The following is a 20,392-nucleotide window of genomic DNA, read 5'->3' on the forward strand; positions in this document are numbered from 1 at the left end:
CATGGACAAGTCCACCTTCGAGGAACGCAAGGTCATCAACGGCTCGATGCATGGCTCGCTGAAGCATGACTCCGCCCACAAGCATGTGACGGGCGCCGCCGACTATATCGATGACCTGCCGGAACCGTCTGGCCTGCTGCACGGCGCGCTCGGCCTCTCCGACCGTGCCCATGCCGACATCGCCGGCATCGACCTGTCCGCCGTCAAAGCCTATCCGGGCGTCGTCTGGGTGTTCACCGGCAAGGATATTCCCGGCGTCAACGACACCAGCTCGAACGGCATGCATGACGAGCCGCTGCTCACGGAAACCAAGGTCGAGTTTCACGGCCAGCCGATCTTCGCCGTCATCGCCGAGACCCGCGATGCCGCCCGCCGCGCTGCGCGGCTTGCCAAGATCGACTATCGCGACCTGCCGCATTGGAGCGATATCGACGGGGCGCTCGCCAATGGCAGTCCGCTGGTCTACGAACCGATGACGCTGAAGCGCGGCGAGCCGGAAACCGAGATGGCCAATGCCAGGCACCGCATCAAGGCGCAGATGCGCATCGGCGGTCAGGAGCATTTCTATCTCGAAAGCCACATCGCCATGGCAATCCCCGGCGAAGATGACGAAGTGACCGTCTGGTCCTCCACCCAGCATCCGAGCGAAATCCAGCACATCGTCGGCCATGTGCTCAACATTCCGTCCAATGCCGTCACCGTCAACGTGCGCCGCATGGGCGGCGGCTTCGGCGGCAAGGAGACGCAGGGCAACCAATTTGCGGCACTCGCCGCCGTCGCTGCCAAGAAGCTCGGCCGTGCCGTCAAATTCCGTCCCGACCGCGACGAGGACATGGCCGCTACCGGCAAGCGCCACGACTTCCTCGTCGATTACGAAATCGGCTTCGACGATGACGGCCGCATCCACGCCGTCGACGCAACCTACGCCGCCCGCTGCGGCTTCTCGTCCGACCTCTCCGGCCCCGTCACCGACCGCGCGCTGTTTCATGCGGATTCGAGCTATTTCTATCCGCATGTGCATCTCATCTCGAAACCCCTGAAGACGCACACTGTTTCCAACACCGCCTTCCGCGGCTTCGGCGGACCGCAGGGCATGGTCGGCGGCGAACGCTTCATCGAGGAGATCGCCTATGCGCTCGGCAAGGACCCGCTGGAGATCCGCCGCGCCAATTTCTATGGCCAGCCCGGTTCCGGCCGGACGCTGACGCCCTATCATCAGGAGGTGGAAGACAACATCATCCACCGCATCGTCGATGAGCTGGAAGAATCTTCGGAATACCAGGCGCGGCGCAACGCCATCATCGAGTTCAACCGCTCCAGCCGCTTCATCCGCAAGGGCATCGCGCTGACACCGGTGAAATTCGGTATCTCCTTCACCATGACTGCCTTCAACCAGGCCGGCGCGCTGGTGCATGTCTATCAGGATGGCTCGATCCACCTGAACCATGGCGGCACGGAAATGGGCCAGGGTCTCTATACCAAGGTGGCGCAGGTGCTGGCCGACAGTTTCCAGGTCGATATCGACCGGGTGAAGATCACCGCGACGACTACGGGCAAGGTGCCGAACACGTCAGCGACCGCCGCCTCCTCCGGCTCCGATCTCAATGGCATGGCAGCCTTCGACGCCGCCCGGCAGATCAAGGAACGCCTCGTTGCCTTCGCCGTGGACAAATGGGGCGTCGGGGCCGAAGAGGTACAGTTCCTACCGAACCGCGTGCGCGTCGGGGATATCGAGATCCCCTTCCCGGACTTCATCAAGCAGGCCTATTTCGCCCGCGTCCAGCTCTCCGCCGCCGGCTTCTACAAGACACCGAAAATCCATTGGGACCGCAAGGCAGGCCGTGGCACGCCGTTCTTTTACTTCTCCTATGGCGCGTCCGTCTCCGAAGTCTCAATCGACACGCTGACCGGCGAATATCTGATCGACCGCACCGATATCCTCCACGATGTCGGCCGCTCGCTGAATCCGGCTATCGATATCGGCCAGGTCGAGGGCGCCTTCGTGCAGGGCATGGGCTGGCTGACGACGGAAGAACTTTGGTGGGATGCCAAGGGCCGGCTGCGCACCCACGCGCCGTCCACCTATAAGATCCCCCTCGCCTCCGACCGGCCGAAGATCTTCAACGTCCGCCTCGCCGAATGGTCCGAAAATGCGGAGGCCACCATTGGCCGCTCAAAGGCCGTCGGCGAACCACCCTTCATGCTGGCGATTTCCGTTCTTGAGGCCCTGTCCATGGCGGTCGCAAGCGTCGCGGACTACCGCGTCTGCCCGAGGCTGGACGCGCCGGCAACGCCGGAACGGGTGCTGATGGCGGTCGAGCGGCTGAAGGGGATGTGATGGTTTGGTGCGCAGTCAATCCCTCCTTCTCCCCTCGGGGAGAAGGTGCCCGAAGGGCGGATGAGGGGGTGGCACGGCATACTCCACCCTATCCTTCGCTACAGCTCAGGGTGTTCGTCGCTACGCGCCGAACGACCCCCCTCTGCCCCGTTGGGGCATCTCCCCCACAAGGGGGGAGATTGGCAGCCCGTGGCACCCTCCCGTACCAACCAAGGGCTGCATCTGCTGAAGCTGAGCTTGGTGTTTCTGCCGATGGCACGGCAAACTCCCAACGATCTCCCCCCCTGTGGGGGAGATGTCACGGCAGTGACAGAGGGGGGTACGCACTCTCCGCAAACTCCAAGGGTCATACCCCATGACCCAACCCCTCGAAACCTTCCTCACCCGAAACCCACGCGCCATCCTGATCGAAATCACAGGCACGCAAGGGTCTACCCCACGCGAAGCCGGCACCTTCATGCTGGTCTCGGCGGATCATATCTGGGGCACCATCGGCGGCGGGCAGTTCGAGTATATGGCGATCGGCAATGCCCGCGAGATGTTGGCGGGCACCGGCGGCATGGAATTCATGGATATTCCGCTCGGCCCAGAAATCGGCCAATGCTGCGGTGGTCGCACGCAATTGCGCTGCCGGCCGGCGACGCCTGAGACGATCGACTCACTAAAGCTAAGGCTAAGGGACGAAAGCGGCGACTGGCCGGAGGTCTATCTCTTCGGTGCGGGCCATGTCGGTCGCGCCCTGGCGATTGCGCTACAGCCACTGCCGCTTGCCGCCACGGTGATCGAAACGCGGCAAGAGGAACTGGACGAGCTCCCCTCCGGTACCAACGCCCGCCTCGTCGCCATGCCCGAGGCATTGATACCGGAGATTCCGGCAGGCGCGGCGGTGGTCATTCTAACCCATGACCACGCGCTGGATTTCCTGATCGCCCAGCAGGCGCTCGCCCGCACCGATCTCGCCTATGTCGGCATGATCGGCTCAGCGACCAAGCGCGCCACCTTCGCCCATTGGCTTGCCCGCGAGGGTGGCGACAAGACCTCGCTCGACCGGCTGACACTGCCGATCGGCGGCGGGACGGTGAAGGACAAGCGTCCGGAAGTCATCGCCGCCATGACGGCCGCCGAACTGCTGACGGCATTTGCTGCCTACCGCATTCGATTATCCTCATAATACGGTGTCCGCCCGTCAAGAAATCCGAGATCGCGCTTGATCTGCTCGGACATCTCCTCCAGATCCAGACGCGGTGCCGGCTCCGTACGGCCAGCGAAGGCCTTTGACAGCGCCGTCCGTGCGCGCGCCAAAACGGATGGCCTTGCGACATTCACCTGCTCCACAACATAGCAATCCATGACAACACCTCAATCCAATCAATGATATGGATTGCAGATTGCTCCCGAAAATGCTGAAATTCCAATCGAACAAACGTCTGCATGCATAAAGAGAGCTTATCCATGAAGCTGTCGAAACAGTTTCCGCTGAACGCGCTCCGCGTCTTCGAGGCCGCCGCCCGGCTCGGCAGTTTTACCCGCGCCGGCGAGGAACTAGGCATGACGCAGACGGCCGTCAGCTATCAGATCAAGCTTCTGGAGGGGAATATCGGCGAGCCACTCTTTTTGCGAAAACCAAGGCAGATCGCGTTGACCGAAGCCGGAGAGCGGCTTGCGCCGAAGGTAAGCGAGGCTTTTGCCATGCTGCAGGAGGCGATGGCTTCGGTCAGCGGCGACGCGGAGACCACGCTCCTCATCGATTCGACGCCGACTTTCGCGTCACAATGGCTTGCTCGACATATCGGCTCGTTTCAACTGCAGCATCCGAATGTCGCCGTCCGGCTCGCCACCTCGGGCAAGCTCATCGATTTCTCTCGTGACCCGGCCGATATCGCTATTCGCAGCGGCCGCGGAACATGGCCGGGCCTGCGTGCCCACCTGTTGATGAAAGTCAACTTCACGCCGATGCTCAGCCCGGAGCTCGCAGCCAGCATCGGCGGCGTCCAAGAGCCCGCCGACCTTCTCAAGCTGCGGATTATCGACGCCGGGGACCCCTGGTGGGAGCAATGGTTCCAGACAGCCGGAGTTCCCGACCCCGGCCTGCAGGGCAGGCCGAGAAGCCGGCTCGGCGCGCAGTCTTTCGAAGCAAGCGCCGCCATCGCCGGACAGGGCGTGGCGATCCTGACGCCAGAATTCTATGCCGACGACCTCGCCGGTGGCCGGTTGATCCAGCCCTTCGACATCCTTTGCAGCGATAGCTCCGACTACTGGATTGCCTATCCCGAAAATAGACGCCACACACCGAGAATCCGTGCCTTCAAGAACTGGATTCTTGCCGAATTCGGCATGCCGTTGGAATAGGACTCAATAGGCCATGTCTGGCGCATAGAAACAGCGTGGCGTGTTTTCGTCCGGAAACAGGCAAAGGTGATAGGAACCATCCGGCGAACGCATCGTCTTGCCCTGCGGCAGCGTGAAGATGTGAGCATGTGTCACATAGCGATGATCGCCCGGTTGCAGCATGATCCGGTAACCGCCCGGAATGACGGTGACGGTGCGCGACGGGATCATCTCGCAATCGCCTGTCTGGCTGTCACCACTGCAACAGTAAGGATCATAGGCCCAGCCGGAAGGCGCATCATGAGCCATGGCCGCGGTAGCAAAAAGAAAGAATACGAACGTCAGAATACCACGCATGGGCAATTCTCCGTCGAAATGACGGCTGACGCGGACGCAGTCCGCTCAAAGCAGCCGCTGGCGTTTCACGACTCGCCATATTCTGATCTAATGCGAGCCGGACGCCCGACAAGAGTGTCGCTTTTCCCTGACACATCAAACTCCCCTCTTCCCTCCGTCCCCAACATTTTGCAATGTGCCGAGTCGGAAGAAGAAAAGGGGAACTGAATGTATGAATACGCCATCGCGTGGGAATGGCTGGCCTTTGCTGCCCGCTGGTTTCACGTCATCACCGCCATTGCCTGGATCGGTTCGTCCTTCTACTTCATCGCGCTCGATCTCGGGCTGGTGAAGCGCGCCCATCTTCCGCCCGGCGCCTATGGCGAAGAGTGGCAGGTGCATGGTGGCGGCTTCTACCATATCCAGAAATATCTGGTGGCCCCGGCCTCGATGCCGGAGCATCTGACCTGGTTCAAATATGAGAGCTATTTTACCTGGCTTTCCGGCTTCCTGATGCTCTGTATCGTCTATTACGGCGGCGCCAATCTCTTCCTGATCGACCGGCATGTGCTCGACGTCAGCGTTCCCGTTGCCATCCTGATCTCGCTGGCCTCGCTCGCCGGCGGCTGGATCGTCTACGACCTGCTCTGCAAGTCGCCGCTCGGCAACAATACCTGGGGCTTGATGGCGGTCCTCTACGCCGTCCTCGTCTTCATGGCCTGGGGCTATACGCATCTGTTCACCGGCCGCGCAGCCTTCCTGCATCTCGGCGCATTCACGGCGACGATCATGTCAGCCAACGTCTTCATGATCATTATCCCCAACCAGAAGATCGTCGTCGCCGACCTGATCGCCGGACGCACGCCCGACCCAAAATATGGCCGCATCGCCAAGCAGCGCTCGTTGCACAACAACTACCTGACGCTGCCCGTCATCTTCTTCATGCTGTCGAACCACTATCCGCTGGCCTTCGGCACCACCTACAACTGGGTCATCGCCGCGCTGGTATTCCTGATGGGCGTCACCATCCGCCACTGGTTCAACACGACGCATGCCCGCAAGGGCCGTCCGACCTGGACCTGGATCGTCACGGTGATCCTCTTCATCCTGATCATGTGGCTTTCGACCGTGCCGAAGATCTTGACTGGCGAGAAGGAGGCCGAAGCCGTCGCGCCCGCCTTCCAGCAGTTCGCATCAGACGCCCATTTCCCGGCGGTCAAACAGATGGTTTCGACACGCTGTTCGATGTGCCACGCCGCCGAGCCGGTTTATGAGGGCCTTGCCCGCCCGCCGAAGGATGTAAAGCTGGAAAACGACGCGGAAATCGCTATGCATGCCCGCGAGATCTATATTCAGGCCGGCCGCAGCCACGCCATGCCCCCCGGCAATATCACCGAAGTGACGCCGGAGGAACGCAAGCTGCTGATCGCCTGGTTCCAAAGCTCCGTCGGAGAAAAAGACCAATGACCACCCTTTTGCGCGGCCGCCTGCTGTCCTTCAAGCGCGCGCCGCAAAGCCTTGATGACACAGATAGCTATACTTACGAAAGCGATGGCGGCCTGCTGATCGAGAATGGCATCATTGCCGCCGCCGGCCCTTATGCCGAGGTGAAGGTGAAAGCATCGGTTGACGTTGCAGAAGTCGATCATCGGCCGCACCTGATCCTGCCGGGCTTCATCGACATGCACCTGCATTTCCCGCAGATGCAGGTCATCGCCTCCTATGCCGCGAACCTGCTGGAATGGCTGAACACCTACACCTTCCCCGAGGAATGCCGCTTCGTCGAAAGCGCTCATGCCGAGCGCATCGCCACGCATTTCTACGACGAGCTGATCCGCCACGGCACGACGACGGCGGTTGCCTATTGCTCCGTGCATAAGACCTCCGCCGACGCCTTCTTTGCCGAAGCAATGCGCCGCGACATGCGCATGGTCGGCGGCAAGGTGATGATGGACCGCAACGCGCCGCAGGGCCTGCTCGACACGCCGGAGATGGGATACGACGAGACCCGCCAGGTAATCGCCGACTGGCACGGCAAGGGCCGCAACCACGTCGCCATTACCCCGCGCTTCGCCATCACCTCGACGCCTGAGCAGATGGAAGCCACCGCCGCCCTCGCCCGCGAATTCCCCGATCTGCACATCCAGACGCATTTGTCCGAGAACCACGACGAGATCAAATTCACCGGCGAGCTTTATCCGGACGCGATCGACTATACCGACATCTATGCCCGCTACGGCCTGCTCGGCCCGAAAAGCCTGCTCGGCCATGCGATCCACCTGTCCGAACGAGAAGCCGACGCCATGAGCGAAGCCGGCGCCGTCGCCGTCCACTGCCCAACGTCGAACCTCTTCCTCGGCTCCGGCCTGTTCCCATTGAAGGCCCTGGCCCGCCGCGAAAAGCCCGTACGCATCGGCGTCGCCACGGATATCGGCGGCGGCTCCAGTTACTCGATGCTGCGCACGATGGACGAAGCCTACAAGATCCAGCAGCTCCTCGGCGAACGGCTGAACCCGCTGGAAAGCTATTACTACATGACGCTCGGCAACGCCGAAGCCTTGTCGCTCGCCGACAAGATCGGCACCCTCGAGCCCGGCACCGACGCCGACCTCACCATCCTCAACGCCGCCGCCACGCCGGCCATGGCGCTGAAGATGGAAGTGGTGAAAACGCTGCCCGAGGAGCTGTTCCTATTGCAGACGATGGGCGACGACCGGGCGATCGTGGAGACATATGTCGCGGGGAAGGCTGCGAAATCGGTCTTGAATTGAGAGCTTTCTCCCGCGATTATCAAAGTCTCATATCCGGAAACAAACCGTTCTGACCCAAGCTTCCCCATAGCATTTTCGACAAGAAGGCAGACCGCCATGACAGCGCCGCTCACCATTGCCGATCTGAAACAGCTCGCCAGACGGCGCGTGCCGAAAATGTTCTTCCAATATGCCGATTCCGGTTCCTGGACCGAGTCGACCTATGAGGCCAACGAAGCGGATTTCAAGAAGATCAAGCTGCGCCAGCGCGTCCTTGTCGACATGACCAACCGCTCGCTGGAAAGCACCATGATCGGCCAGAAGGTGTCGATGCCGGTGGCGCTGGCACCGACGGGGATGACAGGTATGCAGCATGCCGACGGCGAAATGCTGGCGGCGCGGGCGGCCGAAGAGTTCGGCATTCCCTTCACGCTGTCGACCATGAGCATCTGCTCGATCGAGGATGTGGCCTCGGTGACGACCAAGCCATTCTGGTTCCAGCTCTACGTTATGAAGGACCGCGACTTCGTGACGAACCTCATCAGCCGCGCCAAGGCGGCAAAATGCTCGGCGCTTGTGCTGACCGCCGACCTTCAGATTCTCGGCCAGCGTCACAAGGACATCCGCAACGGCCTTTCCGCGCCGCCGAAATTCACGCCGGAGCACATCTGGCAAGTGGCGACACGACCGGCCTGGTGCATGAGCATGCTGCAGACGAAGCGGCGCACCTTCGGCAACATCATTGGGCACGCCAAAAATGTCACCAGCCTGAAATCGCTGTCAACCTGGACTCACGAGCAATTCGATCCACGGCTGTCGTGGAGCGACGTCGCCTGGATCAAGGAACAATGGGGCGGGCCGCTGATCATCAAGGGCATTCTCGACGTGGAGGATGCCAAGGCCGCAGTCGACACCGGTGCGGACGCCATCATCATCTCCAACCATGGCGGCCGGCAGCTCGACGGCGCTCCCTCCTCCATCAGCATGCTGCCCAGCATCGTCGATGCGGTCGGCGACAGGATCGAGGTGCATTTCGACGGCGGCATCCGCTCCGGCCAGGATGTGTTGCGGGCCGTTGCGCTCGGCGCCAAGGGCACCTATATCGGCCGCCCCTTCCTCTATGGCCTCGGTGCCATGGGCAAGGACGGCGTAACGCTGGCGCTGGAGATCATCCGCAAGGAGCTGGACATGTCCATGGCGCTCTGCGGCAAGCGCGACATCAGGGCGGTGGACCGGGGAATTATCGCGGAGATCTAACGCAGCCAGCCCGTCGCCAGCCCGCTCGCCCAGTCGGTACGACCATTTTGCGCGGCAAGATCGGCCATCGCCCGATGATCGTAACCCACCTGCCGGAAGGTCGGCACCCAAACGCTATCCACCTTGTCCATGATGGCATAGGAGGCAAAGGGATGGCCTGCCTCAACCTTGTGATAATAAGGAAGATCGTCGTCATAGGCCGGGCAGCCGACGCTGCCGGGATTGACGATCAGGCGCCCGCCGGAAAGACGGACAGCGCGCGGAATATGGCTATGGCCACACAGGATCAGCGGAAAATCGATGCCGGTGGCAAAGGTTGCGATCTCTTCAAGAGGCTTCAAATGGATATGACCGTCCGATGAGACGGTTTCGAGCCAGTAGACGTTATCGTTATCCGGCGTAGCATGACAAAGATAGGCTTCGCCCTGATAGACCGCGCTGAAGGGCAGGCTTCGCAGCCAATCGAGATGATGCGCGGACAAATCCGCATGGGCGACCCTGTCCGAAGCATGCATCATTTCCGGCGCCTGTTCGATCAGATAGCGATCGTGATTGCCACGCACCGTTAGAGCGTCCAGCGCAAGCAGAATATCAGCCGTCTTTCCCGCCGTCAGCGGCCCGCTGAAGCAATCGCCGAGATTGACGATGTCCTCGATGCCCTGCGCACGGATATCGGCAAGCACGGCCTCCAACGCCAGGTGGTTGCCGTGCACATCGGCAATGACAGCAAAACGCAAAACTCAGCTCCCGCGGTAGGTGGAATAGCCATAGGGCGAAATCAGCAACGGCACATGATAATGCGCCGTCGTGTCGGCAATGCCGAAGCGGATCGGCACGAGATCGAGGAAGGCCGGATCAGGCAGCTTGGCCCCGCTTGCGCGCAGATAATCACCGGCATGAAAGAACAGTTCATAGGTGCCGGCAACAAAGCTATCGCCGATCAAGATCGGCCCGCCATCGACACGTCCGTCGGCATTGGTCGTCACCGTCCTCAGATGCGTCCGCGCCTCACCCTCGATCCTGAAAAGGTCGATCACCAGCCCCTCGGCCGGCTTGCCGAGGGCGGTGTCGAGCACATGGGTCGTCAGTCCGGTCATGGGGTCGGCGCTCCGATGATGAAGGGGGTGTCGAAGAAGAATTCCACCAGATTGTTACCCGGCCCGTCGCGATCGACAATGAGGAAATCACTCGGTTGATCGAGAGCCATCAGCGGATAGTGCCAGACATTGGCCCGGTAGTTCACGCCCTGGTCGCCGCGCGCCAGAAAGACCTGTGGCTTGCTCGGCTTGCCGTCCTCATCCTTTGCAACGACCACGAGGAACGGGCGGCCGTTGAGCGGCACGAAACTCTGGCTGCCGAAGGGATGGCGTTCCATCATGTCGATCGCATAGGGAAAAGCCCTCGGCTGACCACGAAAGAGGTTCAGGATTACCCGCGCGCCGTCGCCGAGGGCCTCTGCGCTGGAAAGCGCATGAAACCGCTCGGTCGTGCCGCCATTGATGAACCGCATCGTCGCCGGATCGGCCTCGATCACATCCCCGAACGGCGCGAAGGCTGCCTTTGTCAGAGTATGGATTTCGAGAGTCTGGGTCATTGTGGTCATTCACCTTCTGCCTGCCAGTGGCGGATCGCTTCGAGCTGGGATAGCAATTCCGGGACCGCGTGCGCAACGGCAGTCCAGAGATCCTCGACGCTCAGCGCAGCTTCGCCGGACAACAAACCCTTGCTCATACCCCGCAACTCATTCCAGCGCACATCCGGATGCTCGGGCTCGAATTCCGGGTGTTTTTCCAGCAACTCCGCTGCTGCTGCACTGATGACGCAAAGGCTGTAGGCGACAGCGGATTGCACAAGCTTGTTTCCAGCGAATGCGACCCCATCCATGCCTCGAACGAAAAGGCGCGCCTCGTCGGCGGCCTTCTGCATGCGATCCAGATAATGAACAGCGCCTTGCGTGGTCATGCCTAGGCCTTATCGCCGAAAAGACGGAGCCACATCACACACCTCCGCCTGGAAGCATGGATTGCAGGCGCAGCAGGGCAATTTTCTCTACCTGCGCCGTTGCGGTCGCAAATTCCGCGTCCCGGTCATTGCCGATCCGCGTTTCGAAGGCGGTAAGGATGTCGTCCTTGCCGAGACCTTTGACCGCAATAATGAAGGGAAAGCCGAATTTCGTCACGTAAGCCGTGTTGAGTTCGGTGAAGCGGGCATGCTCTTGCGGGCTCAGCCGGTCGAGCCCGGCGCCCGCCTGCTCCTTGCGGCTATCCTCGGTGAGCCCTCCAGCAATTGCCAGCCGGCCGGCAAGGTCCGGATGCGCCCGCAAGACGCCAAGCCGCTCCTCAGCACTGGCGGCACGGAAAATAGCGGCAAGCGCTGCATGCACGCCGCCCGAGGTCAACGGCTCGGCAATAGGGCCGGCGTCATAAGCACGTTCGGCGACAAACGGCGAGTGCTCGAAGACACCGCCGAAACGGGTCACGAATTCGTCACGCGACACCATCTCAGGGAGCGCCCACAGGAAGGTGGTGCTCATACCAATGATTGGCGATATCGATGCGCCTGGGCACCCAGACCTTGTCGTGCTTCAGCACATAATCGATGAAACGCCTAAGCGCCGCCGCGCGACCCGGCCGTCCGACCAGACGGCAATGCAGGCCGACCGACATCATCTTCGGGCTGCCCTGCTTGCCCTCTTCATAGAGGGTGTCGAAGGCGTCCTTGAGATAGGTGAAGAACTGATCGCCGGAATTGAAGCCCTGCGGCGTGGCAAAGCGCATGTCGTTGGTGTCAAGCGTGTAGGGAATGATCAGGAACGGCTTGCCGTCGAGGCCATCGACCCAATAGGGCAGATCATCCGCATAGGAATCCGACGAATAAAGAAAGCCGCCCTCCTCCATCACCAGCCGCAGCGTATTGTCGGAAGGCTTGCCCTGGTACATGCCATAGGGCCGCTCACCCGTCAGTTCGGTGTGCAGGCGCACCGCCTCAAGAATGTGCTTACGCTCCAGATCCTCGGGAAAATCCTTGTATTCCAACCAGCGATAGCCGTGGCTGGCGATCTCCCAGCCGGCCTCTTTCATGGCAGCGACCGCTTCGGGATTGCGCGCCATGGCAAGCGTCACGCCATAGACGGTCGCCTGCACCTTGAGCTCGGTGAACATGCGCCATAGCCGCCAGAAACCGGCGCGCGAGCCATATTCGTAGATCGATTCCATGTTGAGATTGCGCTGGTTCGGCCAGGCAGCCGCACCGACGATTTCCGACAGCAGGTTCTCCGAAGCCGGATCGCCGTCGAGAATGCTGCTTTCCCCGCCCTCTTCATAATTGATCACGAACTGCACCGCGACGCGGGCGTCACCGGGCCACTTCGGATCAGGCGTGTTGCGGCCGTAGCCGACGAGATTGCGGGGATAAGTATCAGACATGAAAGCACCTTCTCGAATATGCGGAGACGGTAGCATCCACGGCCGGAAAGTCGAGACGGAAAGTGCGAAACCCACTTTCCTTTCAGTTATAGCCTCTTAGGCGATCTTACGAGTGCTGATCTTGCCCATCGGATGCAGGGAGTGCACGCGGAACGGCCCACCGGAACCCTCTTCCATCATCAGTGCGATGTTCGATACCGACACCGGTTCGGCAAGCACCGGCGCGAAGACATCACGCAGGATCTGCTCCATGCGCACCATGTCCGTGGGATTGACCGTGCCAGTCAGCATCATATGGAAGCGGAATTCGTCCATGACATGCGGATGACCCCAGCGGTGCAGATTGGCGAATTGCGTTGCCGAGAGGCCATCCGGGTCGCTCCGTTCGATTTCCGCCTCGGTCAGCGGCGCACGGTAATGATCGAATGCCTGGATCACCGATGCGGCGAGAAAATGCATTTTCTGGCAGGGCACCGACGGCACCAATCCAAAAGCGCCGCCAAGGCGGGCGACTTCCAGCTGCGGAATCTCGAAGGGCGAGAGCGTGCCGGAGAAGCGCATGAGATCGCGCAGCAGCCCCGCCTCGGACACGCCGTCTGCCAGTCGAAACGGCGCTTTCAATGTGCCGTTGAAGCCGTAACGCCGAGGCACGGCAGTATGAAAGGCGATTTCGTGAATACCGAGCCCACGAGTAGCCGGCGGATCGACCATCTCACCGGAATAGACATTGCGGCCTAGCCAATTTGCGGCCACGAGCGTCAGCGGATCGCTCGCGGACGGCGTGAAGCAAATGGCATAGCGCATAAAATCTCCTCCGGAGGGCGATAAACCGGCTGATCCAGCCAGTTGCCGATGAGCAAGGAGATAGGTGATTTGCGTGACAGATTGACGACTCGAACGCAGCTTACGTTCACGTTTTATGTGATGCAGCTACGATATGATTCGAAAGCGCAAAACCCTGCGGCAGATTGAAAGAACACGGAATCTTTGCGGCTTCCCGAACCGCCGCCTCGGCCAGACGATGCGCCAGGCCGAAGCTGACCTTGAAACCGCCGGTCAGCGCGATCAGGCGCGGATGATCCGGATGCGCTCCCACCATGGGGTCGCGATCGATCGCCTTCGGCCGCAAGCCGGCCCAGCGCTCCACCAGCTCGGCATTGGCAAGAACCGGTGCCATTGCCCGGGCGGCGGCGAGCAGAGTGTCCAGCTGGCCGTCCGTCGACGCCGGATTGTCAAAACGGTTTTCGCTGGTGCTTCCGACCGCCACCAGCCCGCCCTCATGCGGAACGATATAGAGCCCGTCGCGAAAGATCACCGGCAGGCCGGCATCGACATCCGCCCTCAGCAACGCCGCCTGCCCCTTGACAGGCTGACCGAGGGTGGAATGGCGGCCAGGGGTCAAGCCGTCGAGTATCGGAAAGGAATGGTGGCCGGCGGAAAGAATGCAGCGGCCAAAATGAATGGCACCCTCACGAGTCTTCGCAATACCTCTGCCCGGATCGATACCCTCGATCTCCATTCCTTCAACAACACGAACATGTTTCGCCTTGCCGAGAAACGCGGCCAGAACCTTCAACAATGCGCGCGGCGCAACACGGGCGGCGAGCGTGTCGAAGACAAACCCACATTCACCGGCGGAAGGATCGATCCAGCCATCGACAGGCGCTGCGTCCAGCACCTGCCAGTGAAACCGCCGCTCGTCATAATGCCAATGCGTCTCCGCATCCTGCGAATGACCAAGTGCGATCTTGTGCAGATGCGGCTTCGGCAAGGGAATGAGGCGGCCCGAACGACGATATCCGGCTGAAAGCCCGGTTGCCGCTTCAAGCGTCGCAATGTCACCCTCCAGGGCCACCAGCGCATCGAACTGGAACTGCTTCTTCTCGGACCATTTGTCGGGCATGTGCGGCATCAGCGCGCCAAGCAGACCGCCGCTTGCTCCGCTTCCCAATCGGGCGCTATCGACGAGCAGCGTCTCGATGCCCAACCGCTCCGCATGTACCGCCGCCCACAGGCCCATGATGCCGCCGCCGACGATCAGAAGTTCGACGGATGATTGACCGGCAGGCTCCGGAGGATTATCGGCTTTTCCCATGACAGATCCAGTTTCCGATCGGACGCAAGCGGCCGAGACCACTGCAGTGAGCCAAGAGCTCGAATGGCGCGACGGCGATATGCCCTATTCGACCGCCTTTGGCGACCATTTTTATTGCCAGACCGATGGCCGGCTGGAATGCGGCCATGTCTTCCTCGACGGCAACGGCCTGCCCGCGCGCTGGAATGAACAGCCAAATTTCCTGATCGGCGAACTCGGCTTCGGCACCGGCCTGAATTTCTGCGAGACCTGGCGGCAATGGAAGCAGCATGGCAAGCCGGACTCGGAACTGCATTTCATGTCCTTCGAGCTCTATCCGATGCGCGCCGAGGAGATCGACCGTGCGCTCACACGCTGGCCGGAGATCGACACCGAGCGTCAGGCACTCGCCGCCGCCTGGCCGGAAGACCCGCACGGTATCGTCACGCTCACCCTTGACGCCCGCACGCGCCTTAGCGTCGTCTGCGGCCCGGCAATGGACGGCGTGAGTCAGGCAACGGCAGGCTTCGACGCCTGGTATCTCGACGGATTCGCGCCATCGCGAAACGCCGACATGTGGTCGCCGGAACTGATGCAGCTTCTTTATGACAAGAGCGCGCCCGGCGGCACCTTCGCCACCTATGCCGCCGCCGGCTTCGTGCGCCGTAACCTGCAGACGGCAGGCTTCACGGTCGAGCGGCGCAAGGGCTTTGCCGGCAAGCGCGAAATGCTCTGCGGAATCAGGCAGGCTTAGTTGCGAGAGCGCTCGGTCTGAAGTGCGTCGTCGCCAAGCCAGCGGCGAACCTTAGCCTCGAGAAGTTCGGGGCTGATCGGCTTCGACATATAATCATCCATGCCCGCCTCCAGGCACATGTCGCGATCGACATCGAGTGCATGAGCGGTGACGCCGACGATCGGCACATGGCACCCCAGCCCGGCTTCCGCTTCCAGCTGTCGGATCGTGCGCGTCGCCTGATGGCCGTTCATGACCGGCATCGAGACATCCATCATGATCAGCGATGGCCGCAGCTTGAGCCAGGCGTCAACAGCCTCCTGGCCATTCTGGACCACGAGGAAGCGCAGTCCGGTCACTTGCAGTATCTGCGTGAAGACGATCTGGTTGACCTCATTGTCCTCGGCGACCAGGACATCGATGGCGCTGACGGGTCTTGCCGATACATCCTGCTCAACGGCCTGGATGGCGGCCTCTGCTTCGGCCTCTATCGGCAATTGCGAGGCGACCACGGTCGCATAGCCGGTCATCCGTTGCCGGCGCGCCATGCGCACGACATCGATGATGGTGCTCCGCAGCACATTGGCGCGAATGGGCTTCATCAGATGTGCCTGGCCATTCAGCGCGGCGAATTCCTTGTCGCTGCCGACGACATCCATGGACGTCAGGAAAATCAGCGACAAGGCCTCGAAGCAGGCATCCGCGCGAATGATGCGCGCCACTTCGTCGCCATTCATGTCCGGCATATGGTAATCGAGGATCACGGCATCGACCGGCACGCCCATCTCGGAAGCGGCACGGAGAATGGCGAGCCCCGTCTTGCCATCCTCGGCGGCATGGCCGTCGAAGCCCCACTGTTGCAACTGCTCGCTCAATATCCGCCGGTTGATCTCGTTGTCGTCGATGACCAGAATGCGCGCGCCTTTGACATTGACCGGCACCGTGCGCGGTTCACTGCGCGCCGCTACCGGCGGCATGGGCAGATGCACGGTAAAGACCGAGCCCTTGCCCCATTCGCTGTCGACTTCAAGATAACCACCGAAGAGATCAACCAGCCCGGCGGTGATCGCAAGCCCGAGACCCGTGCCTTCGTGGCGGCGCGTGGAGGAGGCGTCCACCTGCGAAAACTTCTCGAAAATGGAATCGAGCTTCTCCTTGGAAATACCAAGGCCGGTATCCTCGACGCGAAGCGTCAGCATGACCTCGCCATTGTCGATCGGCTGGCTATCCAACTCGACCAGCACATGGCCGCGCTCGGTGAACTTGATCGCATTGCCAAGCAGGTTGGTCACGATCTGGCGGAAGCGGCCGGCATCGCCCAGCACCATGGCCGGCACATCGGGCGTGACACGCACCAGGAGTTCGATGTCCTTTTCCGCCGCCGGCGACGACAGCAGCGTCGCCACATCCTCCACCGCTTCGGCCGGATCGAAGGCCGCCTGGCGCAGTCGCATCTGCCCGGCGTCGATCTTCGAGAAATCGAGGATATCGTTGATGATCGTCAGCAGCGCATTGCCCGATTTGACGATGATGTCGATGAAGGTCTTTTGCCGGGCGTCGAGATCGGTCTTGGCCAGCAGTTCCGCCATACCGAGAACCCCGTTCATCGGCGTACGGATTTCATGGCTCATATTGGCGAGGAATTCGGATTTGGCCCGGTCGGCGGCTTCGCTGCGGGCCAGCAGCAGCTGTAGTTCCGCCTCGCGCTTTTTCATCTCGGTGACGTCGGTCAGCACCACGGTCCAGCGTCGGCTCTCGCTCACCGCCGCTTCGAGCTGTATCCAGCGCTCGCCGGCCACCTGGAAGACCGTAGAAACCGGCTTGTCCGCCGCCATGTTCTCGCGCCAGGCAAGTCGCAAGGAGTCCGGATCGGCGCCGAAATCACCGCGGGCGGCACAGTGATCAAACGCGGCGGACCAGTGCTTTCCAACCGCCAGGCAATCCGCGGGAACGCACAGCATGTCCGTCAGCGCGTCGTTCGCCAGCATGATGATGCCGTCCTGCAGGATCAGCAGCCCTTGCGACATGGCATGCGTCGCATCCGTCATCAGATCGCCGAGGCGTTCCAGCGCAAGATGAGCCTCGCTGATCTCCTGCTCCTGCAAGCGTACGGAGGAAATGTCGGCATAGGTGACGAGCGTGCGGCCGTTCGAAATGCGGCGCGTATCCATGATCACGGATTTGCCATCGGCATAGCTCATCTCGGTCTGGAGATGCGGGCCGGCGTTACGAGAGGCGTCCATACGCGACTGGTAGATATCATCGATACTGCCGGCATCGGGGCCGTAACGGCCAAGCTCGAAATGCCTGACGATGAGGTCGCGAACAGGCCGGGCTTCGAAGCGCTCGTCCTTCGGGAAATCCCAGATGTCATAAAAGGCATCATTGGTATATTCGACAACGCAGTTGCTATCGTGGATCATCACACCGATCGGCATGGAGCGGAGGATGCTCCCGAGATCTTGATGCAACGCCTCGGCACGCGCCTGTGCTTCGATCAATTGCGTCTCGCGCAACTTCAGCACGGAAATATCGTTCATGGAGCCGACGACATAGCGCTTGCCGTCCGAGGTGACAACGCGGTTGACGCGCGTCATGATCGGATGCGTCACATGCTGCCGATCGACCACCTCGCCCTCGAATGCGAGCGCATGCCCTTCATTCAGCACTTGCTCGTTTTCGGCAAAATAATCATCGGCGCCGGTTTCGAACATCTCGTGTTCGGTCTTCCCCAGCACCTCGGCATGGCTAAGCCCCGTGATCGCCGAATAGGCTTCGTTGGAATAGATCAGCCGATGGCTCGCATCACGTACAAAGGAGGCAACCGGCAAGTCCTGAAGAATGGAGCGATAAAGCCCGGCCTCATCGACGTCTCCACCCGAAATGCCGCCCTCTCCCACTTCGGAGGGCGTAACCGAAGGCACTGCAGGCGCATCGAGAAATATGCCGAAGACATAGAGACGGTCTTCGGCAGGCGAAAAACTTTCGATCTGCACCCGCGACCGGACACGGCCCGCTGGATCGAAGCACAGCGCCGTCTCCTCGGAACCGAACACCAGCACCCGGCGCTCCTTGTCTTCCCGGTCGACTTCTTCACCGCTGTCGAAGAGATCGCGGCTGCGATTGCCAATGAAATCGGAGATATCACGTTGGAAAAACCGCGCATAGGCTCGGTTGACGGCGACGTAGCGCAGATCGCTGTTCTTGACATAAGCCGGCTGATCCAGATCGGCGATCCGGCGGCAGGCCAACTCCAGCAGTTCACCGTCCGAGTTCAACAGCGCCCCTCTTTTCACCGTTCGCGTTAGTTTACTGAACCAAGGCTGTATCACAAAGCGCTTTAACAAGCCGTTAACCATATTTTCGGCGCACTGAACGTCGCGTTCAGGCCACTGAATATCCCAAAACGGTCACTCCCTGGTCGCAAACGACGACAGCATCCGGCACCGAACTCTGGCAAGAATCACCTCAGAACAATGGCGGAGGAAGAGCGATGAGCGACGACGCAACGACGGCCGTGCACGCGACCGACACTACGACCGTGCCGGCCGAGCGCCGCCGCCGGACCGGAGGCCGGGGAGCCGAACGCAGCCGCAAACCAAGCGGCGCGAAATACCTCAACCTCGTCAACAATCTCGCGCGCACCGAGCTTCTGTCGCCCGAGACGCTGGATGACATTCACGAGGCGTCGCTGACCATTCTCGAAGAGATCGGCATGGATATCATCCTGTCAGAAGCGCGCGAACGCATGAAGGCGGCTGGCGCGGACGTCACCCCCGGCACCGAACGCGTCCGCTTCGATCGCGGCATGATCATGGAGCTGATCGCCTCCGTTCCCTCGACCTTCACGCTGCATGCCCGCAACCCGCTCCGGAACGTTCAGATCGGCGGCAGGAACCTCGTCTTTGCCCAGGTCGCCTCCGCACCCTTCGTTGCCGATCGCGAGGGCGGCAGGCGGGCCGGCAACCAGGAGGATTTTCGTAAGCTGATCAAGCTTGCCCAATCCTACGACATCATCCACATGACCGGCGGCTATCCGGTCGAGCCCATCGATATTCACGCCTCGGTGCGCCATCTCGACTGCCTCTCCGATATCGTCAAGCTGACCGACAAGGCATTTCATTGCTATTCGCTCGGCAGACAGCGCAATCTCGACGCGATCGAGATCGCCCGCATCGGCCGCGGCATCAGCATGGAGCAGATGGAGCGCGAGCCATCGCTCTTCACTATCATCAACTCCTCCTCCCCGCTGCGCCTCGACGGGCCAATGCTGCAGGGTATCATCGAGATGTCCTCGCGGGGTCAGGTCGTGGTCATCACGCCTTTCACACTGGCGGGCGCCATGGCGCCGGTGACCATCGCCGGCGCGCTGGTGCAGCAAAATGCCGAGGCGCTCTGCGGCATCGCCTTCAGCCAGATGGTGCGCAAGGGCGCGCCGGTGATGTATGGCGGCTTCACCTCGAACGTCGACATGAAGACGGGAGCGCCGGCCTTCGGTACCCCGGAATATATGAAGGCGGTGATCGCCGGCGGCCAGCTCGCCCGCCGCTACGGCATTCCCTACCGCACCTCCAACACCAACGCCTCCAATACGCTGGACGCGCAGGCCGCCTATGAGTCGGCGCTATCGCTCTGGGCACTGACCCAGGGCGGCGGCAATTTCGTGCTGCACGCGGCCGGCTGGAGCGAGGGCGGGCTGACCGCCTGCTTCGAGAAATTCATCCTCGACGTCGACATGCTGCAAATGGTTGCCGAATTCCTGACCCCTCTGGATGTCAGCCAGGACGCGCTGGCGCTGGATGCCGTGCGCGATGTCGGCCCCGGCGGCCACTATTTCGGCACGGCCCATACGCTCGCGCGCTATGAGACTGCCTTCTATTCGCCCATTCTTTCCGACTGGCGCAATTACGAGACCTGGTCCGAAGCCGGCCGTCCTACGACCTATGATCACGCCAACCGCATCTTCAAGGAAACGCTTGCCCACTACGAACGTCCGCCACTCGATCCGGCGATCGAGGAGGAGCTCGATACCTTCGTAGCAAAGCGCAAGGAAGAAGGCGGCGTTCCGACTGATTTCTAAAGCGAAATCAAAGAGCTCCATGCATCCAGCATGAACAAAATTTAATGTGGCAGGCGTCCATTTGGCCGCGA

Annotated in this window: 18 protein-coding genes; 8 read left to right on the forward strand and 10 right to left on the reverse strand. The window is 61.2% G+C overall.

Annotation, left to right across the window (positions count from 1 at the left end; translation table 11 throughout):
* Position 1 precedes the first annotated feature (1 nt).
* The 3 genes from xdhB (at position 2) to EX00_RS09085 (ending at position 4,687) form a co-directional block, all read left to right on the forward strand.
* Complete coding sequence (gene xdhB, locus EX00_RS09070; RefSeq protein ID WP_047456486.1) at positions 2–2,338, forward strand: xanthine dehydrogenase molybdopterin binding subunit; 2,337 nt, start codon at positions 2–4, stop codon at positions 2,336–2,338.
* Positions 2,339–2,693: 355 nt separating this feature from the next.
* Complete coding sequence (gene xdhC, locus EX00_RS09075; RefSeq protein WP_047456488.1) at positions 2,694–3,509, forward strand: xanthine dehydrogenase accessory protein XdhC; 816 nt, start codon at positions 2,694–2,696, stop codon at positions 3,507–3,509.
* A 260-nt stretch (positions 3,510–3,769) separates the two neighbouring features.
* Positions 3,770–4,687 (forward strand): LysR substrate-binding domain-containing protein, encoded by a 918-nt coding sequence (locus tag EX00_RS09085; protein ID WP_080761220.1) that lies wholly within the window; start codon positions 3,770–3,772, stop codon positions 4,685–4,687.
* A 3-nt stretch (positions 4,688–4,690) separates the two neighbouring features.
* Here EX00_RS09085 and EX00_RS09090 read toward each other — a convergent pair whose 3' ends face one another.
* Positions 4,691–5,023 carry a hypothetical protein gene (locus tag EX00_RS09090; RefSeq protein ID WP_047456494.1) on the reverse strand — a complete coding sequence of 111 codons (333 nt, stop codon included), beginning with the start codon at positions 5,021–5,023 and terminating at the stop codon, positions 4,691–4,693.
* 207 nt (positions 5,024–5,230) lie between these two features.
* Between EX00_RS09090 and puuD the strand changes: the two genes are divergently transcribed.
* The 3 genes from puuD (at position 5,231) to EX00_RS09105 (ending at position 9,009) form a co-directional block, all read left to right on the forward strand.
* A complete protein-coding gene (puuD, locus tag EX00_RS09095; protein WP_047456496.1) occupies positions 5,231–6,469 on the forward strand; it encodes a urate hydroxylase PuuD in 1,239 nt (412 codons plus the stop codon).
* Positions 6,466–7,773 (forward strand): guanine deaminase, encoded by a 1,308-nt coding sequence (guaD, locus tag EX00_RS09100; protein WP_047456498.1) that lies wholly within the window; start codon positions 6,466–6,468, stop codon positions 7,771–7,773. Before puuD ends, guaD begins: the two co-directional genes overlap by 4 nt.
* Positions 7,774–7,869: 96 nt before the next feature.
* Positions 7,870–9,009 carry an alpha-hydroxy acid oxidase gene (locus EX00_RS09105; RefSeq protein WP_047456500.1) on the forward strand — a complete coding sequence of 380 codons (1,140 nt, stop codon included), beginning with the start codon at positions 7,870–7,872 and terminating at the stop codon, positions 9,007–9,009.
* On the opposite strand, the gene EX00_RS09110 is transcribed toward EX00_RS09105, so the two are convergent.
* The 8 genes from EX00_RS09110 to EX00_RS09145 all read right to left on the reverse strand — a co-directional run bounded on the left by EX00_RS09110 (position 9,006) and on the right by EX00_RS09145 (position 14,529).
* Entirely contained in the window at positions 9,006–9,746 is a 741-nt protein-coding gene (locus EX00_RS09110; RefSeq protein WP_047456502.1) for a metallophosphoesterase family protein, read from the reverse strand. The two genes, EX00_RS09105 and EX00_RS09110, sit on opposite strands and share 4 nt — an antisense overlap.
* 3 nt (positions 9,747–9,749) lie before the next feature.
* The gene (gene uraH / locus EX00_RS09115; RefSeq protein ID WP_047456503.1) at positions 9,750–10,106 is read right to left on the reverse strand and encodes a hydroxyisourate hydrolase; all 357 of its coding nucleotides are present in this window, start codon (positions 10,104–10,106) and stop codon (positions 9,750–9,752) included.
* Positions 10,103–10,603, reverse strand: coding sequence for an ureidoglycolate lyase (locus EX00_RS09120; RefSeq protein WP_047457634.1), 501 nt, complete (start codon positions 10,601–10,603; stop codon positions 10,103–10,105). Before EX00_RS09120 ends, uraH begins: the two co-directional genes overlap by 4 nt.
* Before the next feature lie 5 nt (positions 10,604–10,608).
* Positions 10,609–10,971 (reverse strand): HepT-like ribonuclease domain-containing protein, encoded by a 363-nt coding sequence (locus tag EX00_RS09125; RefSeq protein WP_047456506.1) that lies wholly within the window; start codon positions 10,969–10,971, stop codon positions 10,609–10,611.
* A 34-nt stretch (positions 10,972–11,005) separates the two neighbouring features.
* Positions 11,006–11,509 (reverse strand): 2-oxo-4-hydroxy-4-carboxy-5-ureidoimidazoline decarboxylase, encoded by a 504-nt coding sequence (uraD, locus tag EX00_RS09130; RefSeq protein WP_047456508.1) that lies wholly within the window; start codon positions 11,507–11,509, stop codon positions 11,006–11,008.
* A 1-nt stretch (position 11,510) separates the two neighbouring features.
* Positions 11,511–12,434, reverse strand: a complete 924-nt coding sequence (gene puuE, locus EX00_RS09135; protein ID WP_047456509.1) for an allantoinase PuuE — start codon at positions 12,432–12,434, stop codon at positions 11,511–11,513.
* 96 nt (positions 12,435–12,530) lie between these two features.
* Positions 12,531–13,238, reverse strand: coding sequence for a DUF1045 domain-containing protein (locus tag EX00_RS09140; protein WP_047456512.1), 708 nt, complete (start codon positions 13,236–13,238; stop codon positions 12,531–12,533).
* A gap of 106 nt (positions 13,239–13,344) precedes the next feature.
* Positions 13,345–14,529, reverse strand: coding sequence for an NAD(P)/FAD-dependent oxidoreductase (locus tag EX00_RS09145; RefSeq protein ID WP_047456513.1), 1,185 nt, complete (start codon positions 14,527–14,529; stop codon positions 13,345–13,347).
* Between EX00_RS09145 and mnmC2 the strand changes: the two genes are divergently transcribed.
* On the forward strand, positions 14,528–15,262 hold the full coding sequence (gene mnmC2, locus EX00_RS09150) for a tRNA (5-methylaminomethyl-2-thiouridine)(34)-methyltransferase MnmC2 (RefSeq protein ID WP_047456515.1): 735 nt from the start codon (positions 14,528–14,530) through the stop codon (positions 15,260–15,262). The genes EX00_RS09145 and mnmC2 overlap by 2 nt on opposite strands.
* Here mnmC2 and EX00_RS09155 read toward each other — a convergent pair.
* On the reverse strand, positions 15,259–18,519 hold the full coding sequence (locus tag EX00_RS09155; RefSeq protein WP_047456517.1) for a response regulator: 3,261 nt from the start codon (positions 18,517–18,519) through the stop codon (positions 15,259–15,261). The genes mnmC2 and EX00_RS09155 overlap by 4 nt on opposite strands.
* 215 nt (positions 18,520–18,734) lie before the next feature.
* Here EX00_RS09155 and EX00_RS09160 point away from each other — a divergent pair, with 215 nt between their 5' ends.
* Positions 18,735–20,321, forward strand: a complete 1,587-nt coding sequence (locus EX00_RS09160) for a trimethylamine methyltransferase family protein (protein ID WP_047456519.1) — start codon at positions 18,735–18,737, stop codon at positions 20,319–20,321.
* The last annotated feature ends 71 nt before the right edge of the window (positions 20,322–20,392 follow it).

The sequence above is a fragment of the Martinezella rhizogenes genome (genome assembly GCF_000799715.1).
GTDB classification, from domain to species: Bacteria; Pseudomonadota; Alphaproteobacteria; order Rhizobiales; family Rhizobiaceae; genus Rhizobium; species Rhizobium rhizogenes_C.